13 protein-coding genes are annotated in these 14,512 nt (G+C 58.2%); 6 read left to right on the forward strand and 7 right to left on the reverse strand.

The annotated features are described in order from the left end of the window. Window positions 1–700: 700 nt before the first annotated feature. From BM152_RS07415 to BM152_RS07425, 3 genes are all read right to left on the reverse strand, one after another. Window positions 701–1,777: a quaternary amine ABC transporter ATP-binding protein gene (locus BM152_RS07415; protein WP_066607351.1), complete on the reverse strand. Its 1,077-nt coding sequence runs from the start codon at window positions 1,775–1,777 to the stop codon at window positions 701–703. Beyond that, entirely contained in the window at window positions 1,770–2,657 is an 888-nt protein-coding gene (locus tag BM152_RS07420; protein WP_066607348.1) for an ABC transporter permease, read from the reverse strand. The genes BM152_RS07415 and BM152_RS07420 overlap by 8 nt, the downstream gene beginning before the upstream one ends. 189 nt (window positions 2,658–2,846) lie before the next feature. Then, a complete protein-coding gene (locus BM152_RS07425) occupies window positions 2,847–3,854 on the reverse strand; it encodes an ABC transporter substrate-binding protein (protein WP_066607344.1) in 1,008 nt (335 codons plus the stop codon). A gap of 523 nt (window positions 3,855–4,377) precedes the next feature. On the opposite strand from BM152_RS07425, the gene BM152_RS07430 reads away from it, so the two are divergent. The 4 genes from BM152_RS07430 (at window position 4,378) to BM152_RS07445 (ending at window position 8,496) form a co-directional block, all read left to right on the forward strand. Next, window positions 4,378–6,165: an ABC transporter transmembrane domain-containing protein gene (locus BM152_RS07430; RefSeq protein ID WP_066607341.1), complete on the forward strand. Its 1,788-nt coding sequence runs from the start codon at window positions 4,378–4,380 to the stop codon at window positions 6,163–6,165. 86 nt (window positions 6,166–6,251) lie between these two features. Beyond that, window positions 6,252–6,674: a peptidoglycan-binding protein LysM gene (gene lysM / locus BM152_RS07435; RefSeq protein WP_066607338.1), complete on the forward strand. Its 423-nt coding sequence runs from the start codon at window positions 6,252–6,254 to the stop codon at window positions 6,672–6,674. 207 nt (window positions 6,675–6,881) lie between these two features. After that, window positions 6,882–7,157 carry a hypothetical protein gene (locus BM152_RS07440; RefSeq protein WP_066607335.1) on the forward strand — a complete coding sequence of 92 codons (276 nt, stop codon included), beginning with the start codon at window positions 6,882–6,884 and terminating at the stop codon, window positions 7,155–7,157. 40 nt (window positions 7,158–7,197) lie between these two features. Further along, a complete protein-coding gene (locus BM152_RS07445; protein ID WP_066607332.1) occupies window positions 7,198–8,496 on the forward strand; it encodes a DUF2254 domain-containing protein in 1,299 nt (432 codons plus the stop codon). Here the strand turns inward: BM152_RS07445 and BM152_RS07450 are convergent. Then, window positions 8,460–9,578 carry a beta-ketoacyl-ACP synthase III gene (locus tag BM152_RS07450; protein WP_066607329.1) on the reverse strand — a complete coding sequence of 373 codons (1,119 nt, stop codon included), beginning with the start codon at window positions 9,576–9,578 and terminating at the stop codon, window positions 8,460–8,462. The two genes, BM152_RS07445 and BM152_RS07450, sit on opposite strands and share 37 nt — an antisense overlap. Window positions 9,579–9,823: 245 nt before the next feature. Here BM152_RS07450 and BM152_RS07455 point away from each other — a divergent pair, with 245 nt between their 5' ends. Next, complete coding sequence (locus BM152_RS07455) at window positions 9,824–11,722, forward strand: acyl-CoA synthetase (protein ID WP_066607327.1); 1,899 nt, start codon at window positions 9,824–9,826, stop codon at window positions 11,720–11,722. 476 nt (window positions 11,723–12,198) lie between these two features. Here BM152_RS07455 and arsB read toward each other — a convergent pair whose 3' ends face one another. Next, the gene (gene arsB, locus BM152_RS07460; RefSeq protein ID WP_066607324.1) at window positions 12,199–13,236 is read right to left on the reverse strand and encodes an ACR3 family arsenite efflux transporter; all 1,038 of its coding nucleotides are present in this window, start codon (window positions 13,234–13,236) and stop codon (window positions 12,199–12,201) included. Window positions 13,237–13,352: 116 nt separating this feature from the next. Between arsB and BM152_RS07465 the strand changes: the two genes are divergently transcribed. Further along, the gene (locus BM152_RS07465; RefSeq protein ID WP_066607321.1) at window positions 13,353–13,691 is read left to right on the forward strand and encodes an ArsR/SmtB family transcription factor; all 339 of its coding nucleotides are present in this window, start codon (window positions 13,353–13,355) and stop codon (window positions 13,689–13,691) included. A gap of 62 nt (window positions 13,692–13,753) precedes the next feature. Here BM152_RS07465 and BM152_RS07470 read toward each other — a convergent pair whose 3' ends face one another. Beyond that, window positions 13,754–14,158, reverse strand: a complete 405-nt coding sequence (locus tag BM152_RS07470; protein ID WP_066607319.1) for an OsmC family protein — start codon at window positions 14,156–14,158, stop codon at window positions 13,754–13,756. An 83-nt stretch (window positions 14,159–14,241) separates the two neighbouring features. Continuing rightward, the gene (locus tag BM152_RS07475; RefSeq protein WP_066607317.1) at window positions 14,242–14,478 is read right to left on the reverse strand and encodes a thioredoxin family protein; all 237 of its coding nucleotides are present in this window, start codon (window positions 14,476–14,478) and stop codon (window positions 14,242–14,244) included. Window positions 14,479–14,512 lie beyond the last annotated feature (34 nt).

The following is a 14,512-nucleotide window of genomic DNA, read 5'->3' on the forward strand; positions in this document are numbered from 1 at the left end:
AGTATCCAAAGACACCGAAAGCCGACAAACAGTGAAGCTGACACTCTATAATCAGGACCGAAATCCCTAAGAGCGCGATATACAGACGTTCTTGTCGTTAAGACCAAACCGCCCACATATCTCTTCGTTCATCTATCAATTTCAAAGAGCACGAGACAAAAACCAGACCAGTGCGCCCTAACTTACGGCGCGCCCGCCCAGATCTACCTCAAAATTTTCTCCGTCAGATCACCCAAACTTCCCTCAGTAACCTCAGTCACCCTGTTCCGTCTGTGCCATCTGGCGTCCCGTCCGCGCTGTCTGCGCCGCCGGTGAAGGGGGTTCTAAGGCGAACAATCAAAACCCGCAAGCGATTCTTTGAAAGTTTTGTGAAAAAACATGCACTCAACTTACGAAACGCCTTATTTTACGGGCTTTCGCGCATAAGTTTTTTGCAGCGTTCAAAGCCGAATTTTGCGCTTTCCCCTCCCCTCTTACGAAATACCGTCACAAATCACCGGAATCACGCGGGTGAATCGCCCCCTTTCGCCTCTGAAATCTGCGAGTCGCGGGCGGTTTCCCTTAGGGAAGGGCGCTGTTTTTGTCATCCGAAGACAAAATCACCCGCTCTTTTGCCGACTCGCAAAAAACCAGCATCCACCAGACAAAAGAAAAGGGCGGGGTTTCCCCCGCCCTTAGACCGTTCTTGATGGTGACGCGCTCAGGCGTAGCGCACTTCGTCGTCGCTATCGCTTTCCAGCGGCTTGAGCGCATTGATGGCGTCATCCAGAGACACCGCCCCCAAAGGCGCGCCAGAGATCGACACCACAGGACAGGTGTGATCCGGTGCCTTGGTCAGCTTGGGCAGGGCCTGTTCGATCGACAGGCTGCCTTTGAGCGTCTCCCCCTGCCCCGTCGCACCCTTGCGACAGATGGAGCGGATACGCACCACCTTGGCGCGGTTGATGTCGCGAATGAAGTCGGTGATGTAATCGTCCGAGGGCTTCATGATGATGTCCTGCGGATCGCCCGACTGGATGATCTCCCCGTCCCGCAGGATCGCAATCGAGTCGGCAATGTTGAGCGCCTCGTCGAGATCGTGGGTGATGAAGATGATCGTCTTGTGCAGTTCTTCCTGCAATTCGAGCAGGATCGACTGCATGTCCGTGCGGATCAGCGGGTCGAGCGCGGAGAAGGCTTCGTCCATCAACAGAATGTCCGCATCCGTCGCCAAGGCACGGGCGAGGCCCACGCGCTGTTGCTGGCCACCGGAGAGTTGCGATGGGTATTGCTCCTCAAACCCGTTGAGACCCACACGATCCAGCCATTTGCGCGCGCGCACATCGGCTTCGCCATCGGCTACGCCCTGAATTTCCAGACCGTATTTCGCATTTTCCAACACGGTGCGGTGCGGCAGGAGGCCGAATTTCTGGAACACCATAGACATTTTGAACCGCCGCAGGTCGCGCAACTGATCGCGTGACATGGACAGCACGTCCTCGCCATCAACCCAGATTTCACCGGAGGTCGGCTCGATCAAGCGGTTCAGGTGACGGATCAAGGTGGACTTGCCCGAACCGGACAGGCCCATAATCACCTGAATCCCCTTGGCGGGGATGTCGAGGTTGATGTTGTTCAGCCCCAGAGCATGCCCGTGCTGATCCATCAATTCGGGTTTGGTCATACCCTCTTTCACATGCTCCAGCGCGGCTTTCGGGGCATCCCCGAAAATCTTGTAGAGATTGCGAATGGATACTTTGACCTCTGTGGAGGTCTCTGTCGTGACAGGATCAGCCATGGCCAGTCTCCCGATATGCTTGCAGGCGTTTGCCGTAGGTCTGGCTCACACGGTCAAAAATGATGGCCAAAGCCACGATGGCGAGACCGTTCATCAGGCCCAGCGCAAGATACTGGTTGGAAATGGCGCGCAGCACAGGTGTGCCGAGGCCCTTCACGCCGATCATCGAAGCAATCACCACCATCGACAGCGCCATCATGATCGTCTGGTTCACACCGGCGAAGATATTCGGAAGCGCCAGCGGAATCTGCACGCCGAAGAGTTTCTCCCGTGCCGATGCTCCGAAGGCGTCTGCGGCCTCCATAACATCCTTGTCCACAAGGCGAATGCCCAGATTGGTCAGACGCACGATAGGCGGAAGCGCATAGATGCACACGGCCAGAAGCCCCGGCACCTTGCCGATGCCCAGAAGCATCACCACAGGGATGAGGTAAACAAAAGACGGGATGGTCTGCATGATATCAAGGATCGGGGTGACGATCCGCTGCGCGATGTTGGACCGCGCCATCAGGATGCCGATGGGAATGCCCACCGTAATACAGACAAAGGTCGCCACCGAGATCATAGCCAGCGTGGCCATCGTGTCTTCCCACATGCCGAAATATCCGATCACCAGAAAGGCAAAGATGGTTCCGACGGTGATTTTCCAGCTCCGCGCACCCAGCCATGCCAGAAGCGCAATCGCCGCGATAACCAGAGGCCATGGCGCATTGGTCAGCAGGTTTTCGAACCAGATCAGAAATTTGAGAAGGGGGGAGAAGAATGCTTCGAGATTGTCCCCGAAAGCGCGAGAGAAGGTGCGGAAGCCTTCATCAACAGATTGCCGCAGGGCCGAAAGATCTCGTCGACCAAGCGACGGAAATTCAATAAGCCAGTCCATATATGATGTCCTTGTGCCATGACGTTTCCCATCCACCTTGACACAGGTTCACGAGAACACGCCGGATAATGTCTCCATGCAGGGCGAATTTTGGCAACCTGTATCCCACAGGCGTCACGAAATCCGCTAAACTGCGTGGGGGCCGCACCAGCTTTGATGCGACCCCCTCCGAAATTCAGAAAGCTGCCATCAAAGGGCGTCTTTCACCTTTTCGGCGACATCTTCAGGCACCCACTGGGTCCAGATATCTTCTTTGGTCGCGAGGAATTCGTAAGCGGCATCCTCACCGGTGGCCTGATTGTCGTTCATATAAACGAGCATCGCATTGACCACATCACCCGGAACTACGCGTTTCGCGAGATAGCCCATCGCGACAGCATTCTCTTCGGCAAACTCGGCAGTCACCACAGAGTGCACTACGGATTCAGTCCAGCTCGACGGTTGCGGATCGGCACATTCGTCAACGGATTTCACCATACAGCCGTCCCAGTTCTCGGTGCCGGCCCACTCTGCCTCGAACGGCAGCATTTGCAGGTCGTATTTGCCGATGACCGCAGTCGGAGACCAGTAGTAGCCAAACCACGGCTCGTCACGCTCCACAGCCTTGGCGATAGACCCGTCGAGACCGGCGGATGAACCCGGATCAACCAGAACCCAGCCTTTTTCTTCCATGTCGAATGCACGGAACATATTCGCATTGGCAAGCTGACAGCCCCAGCCCGCAGGACAGCCCATGAAGGCGCCTTTGTCTTCATCTTCGATGTAGGGCACCAGCTCGGGGTGTTCGAGCATCTTCTCGACCGTATCGATCTCGGGGTGGTCTTCCATGAATTTCTTCGTCACCCACCAGCCTTCGCCAAGACCCGTGATCGGGCCTTCAAGGGCAGAAAGCATCCGACCTTCTTCAATGGCCGCATTAAGCGGTTCGCGGACGGCATTAACCCAAAGTTCAGGGGCCAGATCCGGTTCGCCTTTTTCGTTCATCGAGGTGAACGTGGGTGTCGTGTCGCCGCTGATCAGCTCGACATCGCAACCATAGCCTTCTTCGAGGATGATCGCATCGACATTCGCCAGAAGAGAGGCCGAAGCCCAGTTCATCTCGGCGATCGTGACATCGCCACAGTCTTCGGCGAAAGCGCCACCCGCGAGGGCAGCAAGGGCCAAAGAACTGGCCGCAATTTTAGTCGTAAATTTCATAAGGGGGACTCCCGCTTACTTCGTGTGTGTGTCTGCCGGCTCGGTCCTCCTAAAGCAAGGATGTGTCGAGACCGGTCACCACCCCGAATTGGGCGATTTCTCCGCGCTTGCCGTTCGCTGCCTGTCGTGGCCGCCTCTATACGGTATTTCTACCCGGTATAGGCAATGCAAGCCACAGGCGCCCCGAGCCCCGTATCCGACCTGTTACAAGACAGGACATGGTCACATGAGGCACGATCCGGCGGAGCGTGTGCATAACCCATCATATCAAGCCCTGTGATGCAAGCGGCTTCCTGCTCAATGCATAGATATTGGGCATGTAACGTTACGCCACCGCTACACCCAGTGGCATTTCCCGTTTCTGTGCCGTCTCCGGAGGCGCTCCGAGGGCCATCAGCCATGCCAAATTTCCCGAAAATCTGTGGTTCAGTCTTTTCGCGAAACGCTTTAACAGTCGATCCGACCGAGATGACCCGCGCGTATTGCCCGCGCCAAGACCTGCATCGGGGGATAAGGATAGATCATGGCCACTGACCGCACACTGACAGATGCCGCCGAGCGCGCGAAATCGAAACGCATTGGCGCACTGGCCGAACTGTGGCCATTCCTGCGCCCCTACACCGGCCTGATGGCCGCCGCGATCATCGCGCTTGTCATCACCGCCTGTATCTCGCTCATCCTGCCGCTGGCCGTGCGCCGCGTGGTGGACGGGTTCCAGAGCGCGGGCGTTGTGCTGCTCGACCAGTATTTCAGCGCCGCCCTGATGATTGCGGGGGCTTTGGCGCTTGGCACGGGGATGCGCTATTATCTTGTCACCCGTCTGGGTGAACGCGTTGTGGCCGACATCCGAAAATCCGTTTTCGACCGGATGATCCGCATGTCCCCCGCCTTCTACGAGAAAATCATGACCGGCGAGGTGCTCTCGCGCATCACAACCGACACCACGCTGATCCTCTCCGTGATCGGCTCTTCGATCTCGGTCGCGCTGCGCAATGCGCTGATCATGCTGGGCGGGCTGGTGCTGATGCTGTTTACCTCCGCCAAACTTACGGGGCTTGTTCTTCTGATTGTGCCCGTGGTCATCGTGCCGATCATCGTGCTGGGACGGCGCCTGCGCAAACTCTCGCGCGAAAATCAGGAATGGATCGCCTCCTCCTCCGGCACCGCCTCCGAGGCGCTGCTCTCCGCCCAGACCGTGCAGGCCTTCACCGGCGAAGCACAACAGGCCGCGCGGTTCGACGAGGTGACGGAAAAGAGCTTCACCTCCGCCCATACCCGCATCAAAACCCGCGCCGCCATGACCGTGATCGTCATTGCACTGATTTTCTCCGGCGTGGTCGGCGTGCTCTGGATCGGCGCGCGCGATGTGCGCACAGACGCGATGACCATCGGTGAACTGGTGCAATTCGTGATCTACGCCATCATGGTCGCAGGGGCGGCTGGGGCACTGTCCGAAATCTGGGGCGAATTGCAACGCGCCGCAGGGGCCACCGAACGGCTTGTCGAACTGCTCTCCTCCGACGATCCGGTCAAAGATCCCGCCCATCCCAAGCCTGTCCCCTCTCCCGTCCAAGGCGCCGTCAGCTTTCAGGATGTGCGCTTCTTCTACCCCTCGCGACCGACCACGCCCGCGCTGGACGGCGTGTCCTTTGACATCAAGCCGGGCGAAACCGTCGCCCTCGTCGGCCCGTCAGGCGCGGGGAAATCCACGATCATCCAACTTTTGCAGCGGTTCTATGACCCGCAAGAGGGCGTGATCTCCATCGACGGACAGCCCATTGCCGATATGGCGCGCGGAGATTTCCGCCGCCACATCGCGCTGGTGCCGCAAGATCCGGTGATCTTCGCCGCCTCTGCCGCCGACAACATCCGTTTCGGTCGCCCCGATGCCTCGATGGAGGATGTCATCAAAGCCGCCAAGGCCGCCGCTGCCGACGGTTTCCTCTCGCAACTGCCCGAAGGCTACGACTCCTATGTGGGCGAGCGCGGCATCATGTTGTCCGGCGGCCAGAAACAGCGCGTGGCCATTGCCCGTGCGATCCTGCGCGATGCACCGATCCTGCTCTTGGACGAAGCCACCTCCGCGCTCGATTCCGAATCCGAGCAAGCCGTGCAAACCGCAGTCGAAGACATGGCCCGCACCCGCACCACGCTGATCGTGGCGCACCGTCTGGCTACGGTGAAAAAGGCCGACCGCATTCTGGTCTTTGAAGATGGCAAGATTGTCGCCTCCGGCACCCATGAGGATCTGGTCGCGCAGGGCGGGCTTTATGCACGGCTGGCCAAGCTGCAATTCACCAACGGGGAGTAAGACGGGGAGCAGTGCGCAAAATTCCCGTTTCCTTCCGGCCCCGCGTTCAGCATAGTTTGAATCAACCCAAATACAGGAGATGAGTGATGGGACTTTTCAGCTTTGTAAAAGACGCAGGTAAAAAAGTATTCGGCAAGAAAGAGGAAGAGGCCGATGCCGACGCCATTCTGGCCGAGATCAAAGCCCTTGGACTTGAGGCCGAAGGCGTCGAAGTGGCAATGGACGGCGACAAGGTTGTTCTGGGCGGCACCGTCACCGATCAGGTGACCAAAGAGAAAATCATCATGGCCGCAGGCAATGTCGAAGGCGTCGCCGCTGTCGAAGACACGCTTGAAGGCAATGATCCGGTGTTCCACGAAGTCAAAAAGGGCGACACGCTTTGGGGCATTTCCAAAGCGGCTCTGGGCGACGGCAACCGCTACATGGAGATTTTCGAGGCCAACAAGCCGATGCTCTCCGATCCAGACAAAATCTATCCGGGCCAGATGCTTATCATCCCGCAGGGCTAATCCGAAAATTTTACTAAAATTCAAAGTAAACTTCCGACAAGACGCCGCATCACCGCGGCGTCTTTTTCTTGAGCGAATCCGCATTTACGCTTTAATGCGCCGCATCCCTTCCCGATCGCCCCAACGGAAAACTTGCCCGAGCGCCGGAAACAAAGGCTATATGATGGATGTTCTGTTTTGTAACGCGGTCGCCGGGTTGGTGTAGATATGGATCAAAAACAGGAGTTGCTCGAACAGAGGATCACGGAGCGCCTGTTGGTCGAGCGTCAAACCCCGCATGACGCCCTGCGCGGTCTCATCGCCCAGCCCGACGCACCGGACCCGATGGCGGCTGTTTTCGCGCTGACCACGGTTGCCGCGGATATGGCAGGCTGGGGGGAGCCGCCACTGGAACGTCTCGCGGATCAGTGTTTTTCCGAGGCCGCGCTTTTCATCTGCGAGCTTTGGGCGGCAGGTTACCGGCTTGAACCCCCGCCAGAATGAGCCATCATAGACCCAGCGTCCGTAGAGCAAAGGCACCGATATGTATGATCTTCTGAGAAAGCCTTTGCTGTTCTTCCGGCGCTACTATCACGCGCTCTGGCTGCGCGTGACGCTCTATGCGCTTTTGTCTCTGGTGGTCTCGCTGGTCACGCTGGTGCTGCGCCACTACCTGCCAAACGAATGGACCCAGTTGATCGACGCCTCCGCCGTCACGCCGGTCCTGACCATTCTCGCCTCCTCCATGCTCGCGGTCTCGACCTTTTCGCTCAACGTCATGGTCAGCGCCCATGCCTCTGCGGCGGCAACGGCCACACCGCGTATTCACCGGCTGTTGCTTCAGGACACAACCACGCAATCTGTGCTGGCCGCCTTTATTGGGGCATTCATCTTTGCGCTGACATCCATCATCCTGTTCCGCACCCATCTCTATGGCGACGAAGAGGCGATTGTCGTCATGGCCATCACCATCCTTGCGGTCGTGGTCATCATCATCGCCATGCTGCGCTGGATCGAACATCTCAGCCAGCTTGGCAGTCTCGACAACAGTCTCGACCTTGCCGAACACGAAGCCCGCCGCAGCCTCACCATGCTGCGCAAAGACCCTGCTTTGGGCGCGAACCTGTTGACGCCGGACACGGTGCTGCCGGAAAACACAACCGAAATCCGCGCCCACAAGACCGGATATATCCAGTTCATCGACACCCGCAGCCTCAACGACTGCGCCGGCGATCAGGGGTTGATCTATGTGTTGCAACGCCCCGGCCAGTTTGTGCTGGAAGGCAGCCTTCTGGCCCAAGCCTCCGGTCTGACGCCCGAGGCGGATCACGCGGCGATTGTGCGCGGGTTTGTCATCGGCGCCACCCGCACCCATGAGGTCGATGCGGAGTTCAGCCTCACCACCCTGTCGGAAATTTCTTCGAAAGCCCTGTCTCCGGGCATCAACGATCCCGGCACCGCGATTGATGCGATCACGCGGCTGACCGCACTGTTCTGGCACACCGCACAGATAGACCCGACCCCCAAACTCCGCGCGCCACGGGTGTTCTGTCCGCCGCCCGCCTCGCACGACCTCTTTCACGCCGCCTTTGCCGCCACAGCCCGCGACGGGGCCGGATGTCTTGAGGTTTGCACGGCACTCCGCCGCTGTCTTCTGGCCTTGTCCGAGGCACCGGACACGGAATTTGCGGAAGCGGCACACGAGATGGCGCAGCGCGCATTGGACTACGCTACCAATGCGCTACCACTCGACAACGAGAAACGCGCGTTGGTTGCCGTCTCCCCGCTCGGGAAAACATGGGCGGATCAGAGCTTTTCGACCACCACTGAGCCAACCGAATAGCCCGCCCCGAAAGAACAGATCAGCCCCAGATCCCCCTGCGACAGCCCCTCGCCATGCTGCGCGAAGGCAATGATCGACCCCGCCGACGAGGTGTTGGCGTAGTCTTGCAGGATGTTGGGCTGTTCTTCCGGCGTCGGCACGCGGCCCAGAACCTTTTTGCCGATGTAGTCATTCATCGACTTGTTCGCCTGATGCAGCCAGAGACGCTTGAGCGTGGTCGGGTCTTGCCCCTCCTCCTCCATATGCTGCGCGATATGTTGGGACACGAGCGGCAGCACCTCTTTGAACACTTTGCGCCCGTTCTGCATGAACTGCATGTCGCGGCGGTCGTCCATCTGGTCATGGGCCCGACGCAGGAAGCCGTTGTTGTTGCGAATGTTGTTGGAAAACTGCGTGGCGCAGCGGCTGGAGAGCAGCTTGAACTGCGGCTTGGTCGCCACATCTGCAGCCTCCAGAAGCACCGCGGTCGCCACATCGCCAAAGATGAAATGGCAGTCACGGTCGCGCCATTCGAGATGGCCGGAGGTGATCTCCGGACAAAGCACCAAAGCACGTTTGATCGAGCCCGCGCGGATCATGTCTGCAGCAGTCTGGATACCGAATGTTGCCGAGGAACAGGCCACATTCATATCAAAGGCAAAACCGCCCGCCCCCATGAGCGCCTGAATTTCCACCGCCATAGCGGGATAGGCCCGTTCCATATTCGACGCGGCACACAGGATCAGGTCAACATCAGACGCCTCGACACCGCCTGCCTCCAGCGCCGTCTTGGCCGCATCCAGCGCCATTTCGGCCATAAGAGACGGTTCGTCATCCCCACGCGGCGGATAGCTCGGACACATGCGATGCGGGTCCAGAATACCATCCTTTTCCATCACATATCGGCTCTCGATCCCCGAGGCGGCAAAGATGAACTCGGAGGAGGAATAGGACTTCGCCTCGACCGTCCCCGCCGCAATCTCTTCGGCATGTTCGGCGTTGAAAAGATCAACATAGGCGTTGAAGGACGCCACCAACTCGTCATTGGAAATGGAATATGGCGGGGTAAAAACACCGGTGCCACTGATCACAACCTCTTTCATCCCGCCGCTCCTTATGCCAGATCGAAGTGGATGCAACCTAGTCAGCCCGAAGCCATTCGTCCACCACTGCAACGCATGTGCCCGACAAGCTGACGTGGCGTCGGAATAAAATTTATGTGGGATGACGCTGCGTTGCAGGGTAGTCCTGTGCCCTTGCGCGGTGTGGGCTTTGGCCGCATCATACCCGCGAGGAGACGAAGAGACCGGAGACAAACCGGCACTTCGTATAGGAAAGGGAGGAAGGGATGCCATCAGATTTCAGCTCGCTTGAGGCGCGCAATGTGATTGAGGCGGAAATGCCGTGGGAGGCACGCGATGTGCCCGTCACGATTTATGAACGGCTCAAAAAGACCGCCGAGGCTTTCCCGGATCGTCCGGCCTTTTCCTACCAGATCACCTCTGGGCCAAAGGACAAGGCCGAGACCATGACATGGCGGCAAACGCTTGAGAAAAGCACTCAGGCGGCCAATATGTTCCGTGCGCTCGGCGTGGGTGAGAAAGACGTGATCGCCTATATCATGCCCAACGCCAACGAGACGATGCTGACCTTTCTGGGCGGCATGGTCGCGGGGATTGTGAACCCGATCAACCCGCTTCTTGAACCCGAACAGATCGCCGCGATCCTGCGCGAAACCAATGCCAAGGTCGTGGTGACGCTCAAGAGCTTTCCCAAAACCGACGTGGCGCAGAAAGTGGCCGAGGCTGTCCGCCACGCGCCCAATGTGAACACGGTGCTCGAAGTCGATCTTCTGCGCTATCTCACACCGCCGAAAAAGTGGATCGTGCCCTTTATCCGGCCCAAGAACGCCGACGCCACCGCCCATCACGCCGACATTCTGAACTTCAACACGGAGCTGGCGAAATATCCCGGCGACCGGTTGTCCTTCGAGGATGTGCGCGAAGACCGTGTGGCGGCCTATTTCCACACCGGCGGCACGACCGGCATGCCGAAAGTGGCACAGCACAAATACTCCGGCATGATCTACAACGGCTGGATCGGCTCGCGCCTGTTGTTCACCGAAGAAGACAACATCATGTGCCCGCTGCCGCTGTTTCATGTCTTCGCCTGTCAGGTGATTGTGATGAGCCAACTTGCCTCCGGCGCACACGGAGTTTTCCCGACCCCTGCGGGCTATCGCGGCGAAGGGGTGTTCGACAATTTCTGGAAGCTTTGCGAGCGCTGGAAAATTTCCTTCATCATCACCGTTCCGACCGCTGTTTCCGTGCTGATGCAGCGCAAGGTGGATGCCGATATTTCCTCTGTGCGCATGGCCTTCTCCGGCTCCGCGCCCCTGCCCGTCGAACTGTATAAACGGTTTGAACAGACCGCAGGTGTCGAGATTGTCGAAGGCTACGGGCTGACCGAGGCGACCTGTCTTGTCTCCGTCAACCCCGTGGGCGGGCTCAAGAAGATCGGCTCCGTCGGCATTCCCTTCCCGCATACGGATGTGAAAATCCTGCGCCATACGCCGGACGGCCCTGTAGAATGTGCCGTAGACGAAGTGGGCGAAATCTGTATCGACAGCCCCGGCGTGTTTGCCGGCTCCACCTATACCGAGCGGGACAAGAACCACGATCTGTTCCACCACGATGTCTATCTACGCACCGGTGATCTGGGCCGGATCGACGAGGACGGCTATCTCTGGATCACGGGACGGGCGAAAGACCTGATCATCCGTGGCGGGCACAACATCGACCCCGCCGAGATCGAAGAGGCCCTTGCCGGTCACGAGGCCATCGCTATGGCGGGCGCCATCGGCCAGCCGGACGCCCATGCTGGCGAAATCCCCTGCGCCTATGTGGAACTGATCGAGGGGGCTTCGGTCACGCCCGAAGAACTCATGGACTATGCCAAAGTGCATATCCACGAACGCGCCGCGATTCCGAAACATATCGAAATCATGGACGAACTGCCGAAAACCGCCGTGGGCAAGGTGTTCAAACCGGAACTGCGGAAAATGGCCATCACGCGCATTTACAACGCAGCCTTGAAAAAAGCCGGACTTTCGGCGCGGGTTGCTGTTGTGATTGATGACAAGAAACGCGGCCTTGTCGCGCGGATCACGCCGGACCAACAAGCCGAAGCGGAACAGGTCTCGCACGTCTTGGGGCAATTCACGAACCCGTGGGAATGGGCCGAATAAGCTCTGAACGGACATCCACAACCTCTCGACAAAGCCCCCTCTGCGGGGCTTTGTCTGCTTTCAGAGGGTCACGCACCTGCGTCAGGCCGCCAAAACTCTCTAAAATTTGACGAAATCCTACTTTTATTAAGTAAGAATTAACATTTTTATTTCACAATTATATCTAAGTTTTTACTATTTTATGCATTCATCTCATAGAATATGTTGTTCGCGAATATTTTAAGCTTGAAATCATCACATCGGTTCTTGCCACCTGAACTGCACACCACTCCAACGAGGATAAAATGCTAATTGGACTGCTTGTAATCTCCACATTGGCCGCAATAGCAGCAACAGTTTTGGGATTTTCTATGGGTTTCCCGACCTGGTCCGGCCTCATTATTTTTTCTTGTATTGGAACCGCCACTTTCTTGATCTCCGCAATCGTGATCTACGTGCGGCTCAACGCAAAGCATCGTGCCCAGATCACACGAAAATCAGATCAAAGGAAAACGCGCACGGGTGCGATTGGCAAAGGCCACCAGCGACAGCATCACGGGCACTTCGACCAGAACGCCAACCACCGTGGCGAGTGCCGCACCGGAATTCAGACCAAAGAGGCTGATGGCCACGGCAACGGCTAGCTCAAAGAAATTCGACGTGCCGATCATGGCGCAGGGGGCTGCAATTTTATGCGGCACGCGCATGAGGAAGGCGGCCCCATAGGCCAGCGCGAAGATGCCATAGCTCTGGATCAGAAGCGGCACAGCGATCAACGCAATCACCATCGGGCGCGACAGGATCACATCGCCTTGCAGCCCGAACAGGATCGCAACCGTAGCAATGAGACCGATCATTGAAAACGGCTTGATACGGTGGGTGAAGGATTCAATCGCCGCCTCTGACCCGAGAATCCGGCGTGTAACAAGACCCGCTATGAGCGGCAGGACCACATAAAGCACAGTCGCCAGAACCAGCGTATCCCACGGCACGATCACATCCGTAACACCCAGCAAAAGCGCGACAATCGGAGCGAAGGCAAAGACCATGATGATGTCGTTTACCGAAACCTGCACCAGCGTATAGGTCGCATCCCCACGCGTGAGTTGCGACCAGACAAAGACCATCGCCGTGCACGGCGCTGCCCCCAAGAGGATCAGCCCTGCGATATATTGCGAGGCATCCTCGGGCGCGATCCAAGGGGCAAAGATGTGATCGAAAAACAGCACGGCAAGAAAGGCCATTGTGAACGGCTTGATCAGCCAGTTGACCACCAAAGTGACCACAAGCCCCTTGGGCTGACGCGCCACCCCTTTGATCGCGCCGAAATCGACGCTGACCATCATCGGATAGACCATAGCCCAGATCAGAACCGCGACGACAAGGTTGATCGACGCGACTTCGGTGGCGGCAATCGCCTGCACGAGACCGGGCGCGAGCGCCCCGACGACAATGCCCGCCACCATAGCAAGCGCGACCCAAAGGGTGAGCAAGCGTTCAAAGCGGCCCATTGGGGTTGGTGATGTATCGGACATGGCGCGTTTCCCTTTGCCTGTGGTCTCGTTCTCATTTCGCATTTGCGCGAATTGAGAGCATCTAGCGCCGCACCCGAGAACTTGTCAACAGGTTTCATTTCGCGTATCAACGAAATATGAACAAAGACCTCGCCATTGACGCTTTTGCCGCCCTCGCCCATGACGCGCGGCTCTCCGTGTTTCGCCTGCTGGTGCAGCGCGGCCCCGAAGGCACACCCGCGATGGAACTCGGCCGCCTGCTTGACCTGAAGCCCTCCACCCTGTCGGGGCATCTTTCCGTGCTGAAACGGGCGGGGCTTGTCACCACGGAGCGCCATCACAGGGAAATCCACTACGCCCCGAATTTCGAGGCGGTGAACGGTTTGGTCCTGTTTCTGCTGGATGATTGCTGCGGCGGGGATGCGACAGCCTGCGCCGGACTGAACCTGTCGCGCCTTTCCGCCCCCAAATGCTAACCCCCGCAGCAGGCTTGTGACCAGCTACGGGGGCAGAAAACCTCACACTCCGGCGCGCGCAATCAATCCTTGCGCCGGATCTGGCCGGAAATCTCCGTGGCCCCCGCCAAAGTGTTGTAGATCGTCCCGTATTTCTGGAGATTGCGATGCAGGAGATCGAGCCGCTGGTTAGTCTCGTCCGTATCCACTGTGATCTCGTAGTCGATCTTCACCATTTTCGGCGGACTGTCCTGACGCTGGCCGCGCAGCGACACCTCGATCCCGCGCAGGTCAAACTCCAACATGGGGATCACCCGCTCGGTGCCCTTGAGCATACAGGCCGCAAGGCTCGCCAGTAGCATCTCGGCGGGGTTGAACGCATCGGCCCGCCCCTTCATATCCGTGTCGAGCACAATGAGCGCATCTTTAGTGCGGGCTTCGGAGCCGTGCTCATCAACCCTGCGCGCGGTGACGGTATAGTTGAGCATTGTCGCAATCCTTAAAAACGGGTAGCGGCGCTGTGCGGCGGCGATCATCTCGCCCGCACAGGCCCTGTTGAGAAGGCGCCAGATCAGCCCTTCAACCAGCTTTCCAGCTTGGCCTCATCGGGCAGACCGCCTGCATGGACGAGCTTGCCGTCCACCGAGAGACCCGGCGTCGACATGACGCCCGCCATTGCGATGGATTTCGCATCCGTCACCTTTTCCACATCCACCTCTATGCCAAGTTTCGCCGCAGCGTCCTTGACCATAGCTTCAGTGGCTGCACAGCGTTTGCATCCGGGGCCGTAGACTTTGATGGTTTTCATGGGATGTCCTTTCTTGAAATGTCAGAGGGTGTGT

The sequence above is a fragment of the Celeribacter halophilus genome (assembly GCF_900114135.1).
Taxonomy (GTDB): domain Bacteria; phylum Pseudomonadota; class Alphaproteobacteria; order Rhodobacterales; family Rhodobacteraceae; genus Celeribacter; species Celeribacter halophilus.

Excerpts from the sequence above, each read along its gene's own strand:
- BM152_RS07415 (WP_066607351.1), bottom strand. The coding sequence starts at position 1,777 with ATGGCTGATCCTGTCACGACAGAGACCTCCACAGAGGTCAAAGTATCC.
- BM152_RS07420 (WP_066607348.1), bottom strand. The coding sequence starts at position 2,657 with ATGGACTGGCTTATTGAATTTCCGTCGCTTGGTCGACGAGATCTTTCG.
- BM152_RS07425 (WP_066607344.1), bottom strand. The coding sequence starts at position 3,854 with ATGAAATTTACGACTAAAATTGCGGCCAGTTCTTTGGCCCTTGCTGCC.
- BM152_RS07430 (WP_066607341.1), top strand. The coding sequence starts at position 4,378 with ATGGCCACTGACCGCACACTGACAGATGCCGCCGAGCGCGCGAAATCG.
- lysM (WP_066607338.1), top strand. The coding sequence starts at position 6,252 with ATGGGACTTTTCAGCTTTGTAAAAGACGCAGGTAAAAAAGTATTCGGC.
- BM152_RS07440 (WP_066607335.1), top strand. The coding sequence starts at position 6,882 with ATGGATCAAAAACAGGAGTTGCTCGAACAGAGGATCACGGAGCGCCTG.
- BM152_RS07445 (WP_066607332.1), top strand. The coding sequence starts at position 7,198 with ATGTATGATCTTCTGAGAAAGCCTTTGCTGTTCTTCCGGCGCTACTAT.
- BM152_RS07450 (WP_066607329.1), bottom strand. The coding sequence starts at position 9,578 with ATGAAAGAGGTTGTGATCAGTGGCACCGGTGTTTTTACCCCGCCATAT.
- BM152_RS07455 (WP_066607327.1), top strand. The coding sequence starts at position 9,824 with ATGCCATCAGATTTCAGCTCGCTTGAGGCGCGCAATGTGATTGAGGCG.
- arsB (WP_066607324.1), bottom strand. The coding sequence starts at position 13,236 with ATGTCCGATACATCACCAACCCCAATGGGCCGCTTTGAACGCTTGCTC.
- BM152_RS07465 (WP_066607321.1), top strand. The coding sequence starts at position 13,353 with ATGAACAAAGACCTCGCCATTGACGCTTTTGCCGCCCTCGCCCATGAC.
- BM152_RS07470 (WP_066607319.1), bottom strand. The coding sequence starts at position 14,158 with ATGCTCAACTATACCGTCACCGCGCGCAGGGTTGATGAGCACGGCTCC.
- BM152_RS07475 (WP_066607317.1), bottom strand. The coding sequence starts at position 14,478 with ATGAAAACCATCAAAGTCTACGGCCCCGGATGCAAACGCTGTGCAGCC.